At 44.4% G+C, this 6,152-nt stretch carries 11 protein-coding genes; 2 read left to right on the forward strand and 9 right to left on the reverse strand.

Annotated features, from left to right (window positions below; genetic code table 11):
• The 6 genes from J7R13_RS08275 to J7R13_RS08300 all read right to left on the reverse strand — a co-directional run.
• Positions 1–295 (reverse strand): DNA-binding protein (locus J7R13_RS08275; RefSeq protein WP_281432494.1); only part of this gene is annotated, 295 nt, incomplete at its 3' end.
• The gene (locus J7R13_RS08280; protein WP_208438251.1) at positions 292–750 is read right to left on the reverse strand and encodes a hypothetical protein; all 459 of its coding nucleotides are present in this window, start codon (positions 748–750) and stop codon (positions 292–294) included. The genes J7R13_RS08280 and J7R13_RS08275, both read right to left, overlap by 4 nt.
• Positions 747–1,763 carry a ParB/RepB/Spo0J family partition protein gene (locus J7R13_RS08285; RefSeq protein WP_208438252.1) on the reverse strand — a complete coding sequence of 339 codons (1,017 nt, stop codon included), beginning with the start codon at positions 1,761–1,763 and terminating at the stop codon, positions 747–749. Before J7R13_RS08285 ends, J7R13_RS08280 begins: the two co-directional genes overlap by 4 nt.
• Positions 1,763–2,161, reverse strand: a complete 399-nt coding sequence (locus tag J7R13_RS08290; protein WP_208438253.1) for a hypothetical protein — start codon at positions 2,159–2,161, stop codon at positions 1,763–1,765. Before J7R13_RS08290 ends, J7R13_RS08285 begins: the two co-directional genes overlap by 1 nt.
• Entirely contained in the window at positions 2,145–2,285 is a 141-nt protein-coding gene (locus J7R13_RS08295) for a hypothetical protein (RefSeq protein WP_208438254.1), read from the reverse strand. The genes J7R13_RS08290 and J7R13_RS08295 overlap by 17 nt, the downstream gene beginning before the upstream one ends.
• 73 nt (positions 2,286–2,358) lie before the next feature.
• A complete protein-coding gene (locus tag J7R13_RS08300) occupies positions 2,359–2,652 on the reverse strand; it encodes a helix-turn-helix domain-containing protein (RefSeq protein ID WP_208438255.1) in 294 nt (97 codons plus the stop codon).
• Between the two features lie 151 nt (positions 2,653–2,803).
• Between J7R13_RS08300 and J7R13_RS08305 the strand changes: the two genes are divergently transcribed.
• Together J7R13_RS08305 and J7R13_RS08310 are read left to right on the forward strand one after the other, a co-directional pair.
• Positions 2,804–3,334, forward strand: a complete 531-nt coding sequence (locus J7R13_RS08305; protein ID WP_208438256.1) for a helix-turn-helix domain-containing protein — start codon at positions 2,804–2,806, stop codon at positions 3,332–3,334.
• A gap of 81 nt (positions 3,335–3,415) precedes the next feature.
• The gene (locus tag J7R13_RS08310) at positions 3,416–3,946 is read left to right on the forward strand and encodes a helix-turn-helix domain-containing protein (RefSeq protein WP_208438257.1); all 531 of its coding nucleotides are present in this window, start codon (positions 3,416–3,418) and stop codon (positions 3,944–3,946) included.
• A 601-nt stretch (positions 3,947–4,547) separates the two neighbouring features.
• Here the strand turns inward: J7R13_RS08310 and J7R13_RS08315 are convergent.
• From J7R13_RS08315 to J7R13_RS08325, 3 genes are all read right to left on the reverse strand, one after another.
• Entirely contained in the window at positions 4,548–5,537 is a 990-nt protein-coding gene (locus J7R13_RS08315) for a phage late control D family protein (RefSeq protein ID WP_208438259.1), read from the reverse strand.
• A complete protein-coding gene (locus J7R13_RS08320; RefSeq protein ID WP_208438258.1) occupies positions 5,537–5,791 on the reverse strand; it encodes a tail protein X in 255 nt (84 codons plus the stop codon). Before J7R13_RS08320 ends, J7R13_RS08315 begins: the two co-directional genes overlap by 1 nt.
• The coding region (locus J7R13_RS08325; protein ID WP_208438003.1) for a phage tail protein at positions 5,788–6,152 on the reverse strand (365 nt) is incomplete at its 5' end. The genes J7R13_RS08320 and J7R13_RS08325, both read right to left, overlap by 4 nt.

Genomic DNA, 6,152 nt, shown 5'->3' on the forward strand with positions numbered 1-6,152 from the left:
TATGCGCCTTGGAAAGCCCCTCATAACGCACCCAAATGCTTGTCTTTTGCTCCCCTTGCGTTTGTTTCACATCAACACCCACTCCAGAGCGCACTAACAATGCCGCCCGTGAAACCTCCGGCAATAAAGAGATGTGAACTTCTACAATAGGTCGAGAAACCCCTTTAACTTTACGTGTCAAACCACTTTGATGACGCCATGTGGACGCCAAAATCTTACGCAATCCACCTTTACTTTTCGGCAACCCTGGCAAAGCTGCCTCAGCCAATTCGGCAATACTAAACCATTCCTTCATGGCTGCCCCCTTTTAATGCGAACTGGCGTTGCACGCATGGCTTTCAATCGCGCTGCAATCTCCCGCTGTTCTTGTTGCAACCGTGCAATTTCTGCTAACCGCGCCTCATCCCCTTGCAACAACAACAATCCATCTTCACTCACCACCTCATCCCAGAGCCAAAATGCCTCTGTCGCCCGCACAAATGCCTTAAACCGCGGCAGGGAAATATCCACCTGCTTACTTTCCGCAACATAAGCATCCAAACTGGCCTTACTTAAACATCCAATCCCTAAATAATGCGCCATACGCTCCGCAATCACACTGCGCTCAACCCGGCATTCTCTCAAAGCACGCGCCATCGCACGCTTAATGCGCGAGCGAAACCGCCCTAAATCAATCTGCGCAACGGGTTCGCGGCAGGGAAAAACCGGCTTTTGGAAAAAATCAAGCTGCCCGGAACCATGCCTCTTCATGCCTGCTCCTCCCCTTGTTCTCTTGCAAGATAATCACAAAACCGCGCCTTTGTCTGCGCATCTGCTCTCTGCCACACCCCTAATAATTGAGCAAAAATCCGTTCCTGCTCATTAATTTGCGGAGGTGTATTAATCCCATTGACCAAATCAACAGCCCGCCGTAAATCCCCCTCAACCTGTTGCAAAGCAATTGCCACACGCCGTTGCGCAACCGGCTCCATCTTCGCTAATTTCAACAACTGCGCTTGATTATCTGCCAATGCCGTCCCCCGCAAAACCGACCGCAACTCCGGCTGTAAATGCTGGGAAATGCGATTGAGGAGTTTCACCGACTCCTTCGATAAACCAATACGATCTGCTACATGTTTGGCAAAGTGCAAACTTTGCATTTTGCCATTCAAGTCACCATCATTTGGCAAAGGTGCAACTTGCACCTTTGCCACTTTATCCCCTTCACACCCAGTTTCGTTATGCTTTGAAGAACTATCTTTTGGCAAAGGGACAACTTGTCCCTTTGCCACTTTGTCTCCTTCACACCTAGTTTCATTATGCTCTGAAGAACCATCTTTTGGCAAAGGGTAAACTTTACCCTTTGCCATTTTGTCCTTTGTATATTGATTACCATGGTCACCACCACGTTGAATCTCCCCATACTTCTTTTCCCACAATTCGCGGTAAGTCTGGACAAACAAGGCGCGGTCAATCACTGACAGTTCATTGCGAAACAAATTCTCTGCTACTTCTAAAAGCGCGGCATTATCCTTATCAGCCTGCACCACAACGGCATCAATGTCACTATAACCCAAAAGCTCCGCAGCACGAAGCCGATGCGCACCAGCTATAAGCGTATAATTGCCCTCTTTAGCATTGGGGGTATGGCGCACCGTAATGGGATTCATCAATCCCTCCCGCGCCATTGATTGTGCAAGTGCCTTGGCATGCTCATCATCCACAGGGCGTATACGCTCCGGCACCACAATCACATCAAGAGCAAGCTTTTGAAACTGTGCCATCACGCCGCCGCCTTTCTGATCTCTTTAAAGAATAAATCCATCGCACGCCCTGCCCATCTTCGATAAGCTTTCGCAAAAACGGGTTCTTCCAAACGCCGGTTAATCACTTGCAGTGATAGAGAAATAGAAGTCCGCTGCCGTGCCTGTATCGCAACAATACGCCGCCGTGGCACCTCAAACTGATAATGCAAAATATGAATAACAATCTGTCGTGCTAACGCCGCATCAAATAAGCCATGCGGAGGGTCAATAATATACCGGATTGGCAGATGCTTAAATCCACTACTCACGGCTTTTAAAGAACAGGAAAGCATCACCTGTAAACGTTCAACTTCTGAATAAGGATTAACGATATCGTTTCTGACATCTGGGGTCCATAAATTACAAGCAGCAACCATAACCACCCCCTATAAAAACAATATGACCACCATCTAATCGCCAGAACCAACCCGTCCAAACGGCTGTTCTATGATGCAACTCTCTGCAATTTATCTTGCCTATTTCGTATTGATCTTTAGACATTGATAAACCTTTTTATCTTATGGTATTTAAACTCATGGCAAATGCGCAAAAACGCAAAGCCGTGTAACGAAATTCAAGCAGCATTACCGCGCAAAGCAGATTGCGCACGCGAATCTGTGTTGGCATGTTTTGCTGCTTTAAAAATGCGACGGCGACTTTTGGGGTAGCGGTCACTAAATACTTGCTCAACGGGCAAACCGATAAAATCGGCAATAGCACGTTCGGCTTTCTCGTTAGACCGTGTCCAAATGTGTTGAACACTGGATGACGAGAGTTGATAAGCTTTCGCGAGCTCCGCCAAGGTCATATTACGGCGGCGTAGCTCAGCTAAAATACTATGGCGATCCCATACTTGTGTGATAGTCATAAGTTTCGCTCCTGCTTCAAACGGATGCTCCCACATCCGTTTTTTGTGGGGTTAATTGTAAAATATCTGCCCTCTATATCGGGCGGTAATATGTAGTTAATTCATTTTTTATGCTTTGTAAACATAAAAAATGAATTTATGAGGTATTTTTTTGGCACGTCCCGATTCAGAACCAAAAACACCATTGGCAAAACGCCTACGTGACATAAGAAAAATGCTTGGAAATGAAGAACGCGGCGCTTTTGCAAAAACTCTTGATTTAGCAAAAGGTACGCTCGCAAATTATGAGCTCGGTGTAAATGAACCACCAGCATCTATCGTAATTGCCTATCATAAAATTTATGGCGTAGACTTTCATTGGCTTCTCACTGGCGAAGGTGAGATGTTTAGTGACATGGCAAAGGCGAAAACATCAGGTTTTAAAGCGCCTACCATCCCTACTGGACTCATGAAAAAGCTCGGTCGCATAGCTTATACAACCTATCGCGATGCTAAAATAAAACTCCCCCCTGAAGATATAGCGGAACTCGCGGCGGAACTTTATAAAAAACTGCAAGAGCTTGTTCAAGACATCAATGACATGGAAGAGGTCGAAGCAACTTTCTCTCTTCTTAAAATTCATTTAAAGCGTCAAATAGAAGCTGAAAAAGAACACTCCAAAGCTGCACAAAATTCGGCTTAATGCTACTCTAAAATGAATGGGGGAATCTCTTTTTAAAATCCTGTAATTTAAAACAAACCTCAATATAAATAAGGAGCATTTTTGGCACGTCCTGAAAAAGAACCTACAACAGAACTAGCAAAACGATTGCGTGAAATACGACGAATGCTCGGAAACGAAGAACGGGGCATTTTTGCGCAACGCCTTAATTTACAACGCAATACCCTTGCCAATTATGAAATTGGAGCACACGAACCAACATGCTCAATAATTAACGCCTATTATACGGCCTATAACATTAATCCTCATTGGCTCGTTACGGGTGAAGGTGAAATGTTTAGTGACATGGCAAAAGCGAAAGCAGCAGGTTTTAAAGCACCCACCATTCCTGCTGGTCTCATGAAAAAGCTTGGTCGCATAGCTTATACAACCTATCGCGATGCTAAAATAAAACTCCCTCCTGAAGATATAGCGGAACTCGCGGCGGAACTTTATAAAAAACTGCAAGAGCTTGTTCAAGACATTAACGACACGGAAGAAATAGAGCTCACCTTGCCTCTTCTAAAATTGCATTTAAAGCGTCAAATAGAGGCTGAAAAAGAACACTCCAAAGCTGCACAAAATTCGGCTTAATGCTACTTTAAAATGAAAAACACAAGCGCGTTTCTCTTTACATTAAAAAACTTAAATAACACATTGTTTTTAAATAATTATTTTTACAAAAAATAGAAACGCGCCATATGGCGCATATCTTTTTTGCTTTTTTGGTTATTTTTGGCTGATTTTGGAGTCAATTGAACTTTTGGATTGATTTTTTTAAAGGGGCTTCAAAGGCGGTTTTCTGGGCTTTCACAGACTTTTCAAAATTTTTCACAGAGTTTTCAAAGACCTTTCAAAGCCTTCTCTCATTTTCACCATGAAAACGCACTTTTTTCTGATTTTCGCTAATTTTCGCAATTTTAGGTGTCAAAATCTATTTTGACAAAACGCGCATTTAATGGTAAAAATTGTACATAAAAACAACAAATTACCACGTATTCCTACCTAATCCCACCTTTTCCCACTTAGTACAAAACCTACTGTCAAACTACATCGGCGGGTTTTGTATATTTTGACACTAGGTTTTGTACCAATTTATTTTTTTTCAAAGGATTTTTAAGGGGTTCTCAAAGGATCTTCAAAGACCTTTCAAAGGGTATTTAAAGCCTCTTTTATGATCTGTTCCTAACAGCCTCTATTCTTCGCTGTTTTCTTTTCCCTTGTTTGGAGCTTCGAGTGTAATTTCTGTGGTGTATCCGCTTTGCTTCTCATAGCAGTGGGTGACAGTGGAAGCTTTCCATGGACCATTGATTTGCCCACGAAACCCTTGCAATAAAAGAGGTTGGTCGGCCATGATTTCTGGTCGCCCCGCAAGGGTCAAAGAACCACTGCCCACAGCACGGCAAAGTCGGTCTGATTCTGAGGCAGCAGCAGCTTGTGCTTCTTCTTTACAAGTGTAACAACCACGCAGACGCCGCACGGGACCGCTAAAACCTGTCTGATGCCTGACTTGGTATTGTTGCCCTTTTGAGCGATCAAAATAAGCAGCTTCAATGGTGCCATATTGCGTGCGTGGCTCAAGGGTAAATTCCCAGCTGGAACAGTCATGTTTATGAATGTCGAGGGCTGGTAAATTGTCTCCGCTTAAAAATAAAAACTTATTGTCCTTGATTAAAAAACGTGCCCGCATGCGCTCAGCAAGGCGGGTTAAAAAATCAACAGCCGATTGATCCGTACGAATCACATAAGGCAAAGTTTGTTTGCTAAACTGGGGACTGACCTTTGCTTGATAGCCATGGCGTTTGGCGAGTGTCTCAACAATCTCCCCAACAGTTTTGTGATCAAAATGCTCACTCGCCTGTTCTTTGAGCTCTTTACGCATCGAGGCACTCTTGCCACAAAGGCGCAAGATCTCTCCATCGCTGCTCCCTGAACTCACAACCGATTCGACAACAAAGCGCCCCATAAAAGCACTGATGCTGTTCTCATAGCCAAAAATCACCTGCAGCGCGTTGCCCGTTTGCGGAACCTCTAAGTCATTGCCACCATCATCAAACTCTGCTTCAAATGTATCGGCTTCATTACCGGCATGATCGGTGATGGTTGCAGTTAAAAGACGCTGGTAAAAAACCTCATGAACAGGTTTGTCTCCCGCCTTGACCACAATAAAAGGATGTGTGCGCATTAATCCCATAGCCGCTTCACCATGCTTTGGGGATTAGACAACATAAATTCAGGCAGAGTAACCTTTAAGCCCCGTGGTAAAAGCACACCATATTTGGCAATCTCTGGATTGGCTTCCAAGGTGGCTTCTAAATAGCCTTTTAGTGCCCCAACTTGGATGCGGTCTCCCAACACTGCCATGGCATGGTGAAAGCAGATCAGATCAAGACTCATATCCTCTAGCTCTACAACAACATGCTTTGCTGGTATCTTCATTGTGTATATCCTTGGGGTTTTCCCCCACCAAAAAAGGGCAAAAGACTAATGGAATAGCGAATGCGCTGGGATTGACCAGAGCGACTGATATAGTCGTGGTCTTTACTGACACTGGTGATCACCACGGGTCCATGGAGAAGGACACTATAGGTGGTATCATTGATCCAACGAAGCATCTGAACAGGTTTGGCTCTGCGAATGGTTCTGGTGATGGCGTCAATGGCTACACGATCCCCAAATTCTTCTGGAAACAACACACCATGAATGGTTTTTGCATCATTGCCATAACCGGTAAATTGCAAACTGGGGGACCTTCCAAAACGCTCCATACAAACCCATGAGGCAGAAAACTCTTCTTCAA

Origin of the sequence: Bartonella taylorii 8TBB (assembly GCF_902825155.1) — a bacterium.
GTDB classification, from domain to species: domain Bacteria; phylum Pseudomonadota; class Alphaproteobacteria; order Rhizobiales; family Rhizobiaceae; genus Bartonella; species Bartonella taylorii_A.

Excerpts from the sequence above, each read along its gene's own strand:
- J7R13_RS08280 (WP_208438251.1), bottom strand. The coding sequence starts at position 750 with ATGAAGAGGCATGGTTCCGGGCAGCTTGATTTTTTCCAAAAGCCGGTT.
- J7R13_RS08285 (WP_208438252.1), bottom strand. The coding sequence starts at position 1,763 with ATGGCACAGTTTCAAAAGCTTGCTCTTGATGTGATTGTGGTGCCGGAG.
- J7R13_RS08290 (WP_208438253.1), bottom strand. The coding sequence starts at position 2,161 with ATGGTTGCTGCTTGTAATTTATGGACCCCAGATGTCAGAAACGATATC.
- J7R13_RS08295 (WP_208438254.1), bottom strand. The coding sequence starts at position 2,285 with ATGTCTAAAGATCAATACGAAATAGGCAAGATAAATTGCAGAGAGTTG.
- J7R13_RS08300 (WP_208438255.1), bottom strand. The coding sequence starts at position 2,652 with ATGACTATCACACAAGTATGGGATCGCCATAGTATTTTAGCTGAGCTA.
- J7R13_RS08315 (WP_208438259.1), bottom strand. The coding sequence starts at position 5,537 with ATGCGCACACATCCTTTTATTGTGGTCAAGGCGGGAGACAAACCTGTT.
- J7R13_RS08320 (WP_208438258.1), bottom strand. The coding sequence starts at position 5,791 with ATGAAGATACCAGCAAAGCATGTTGTTGTAGAGCTAGAGGATATGAGT.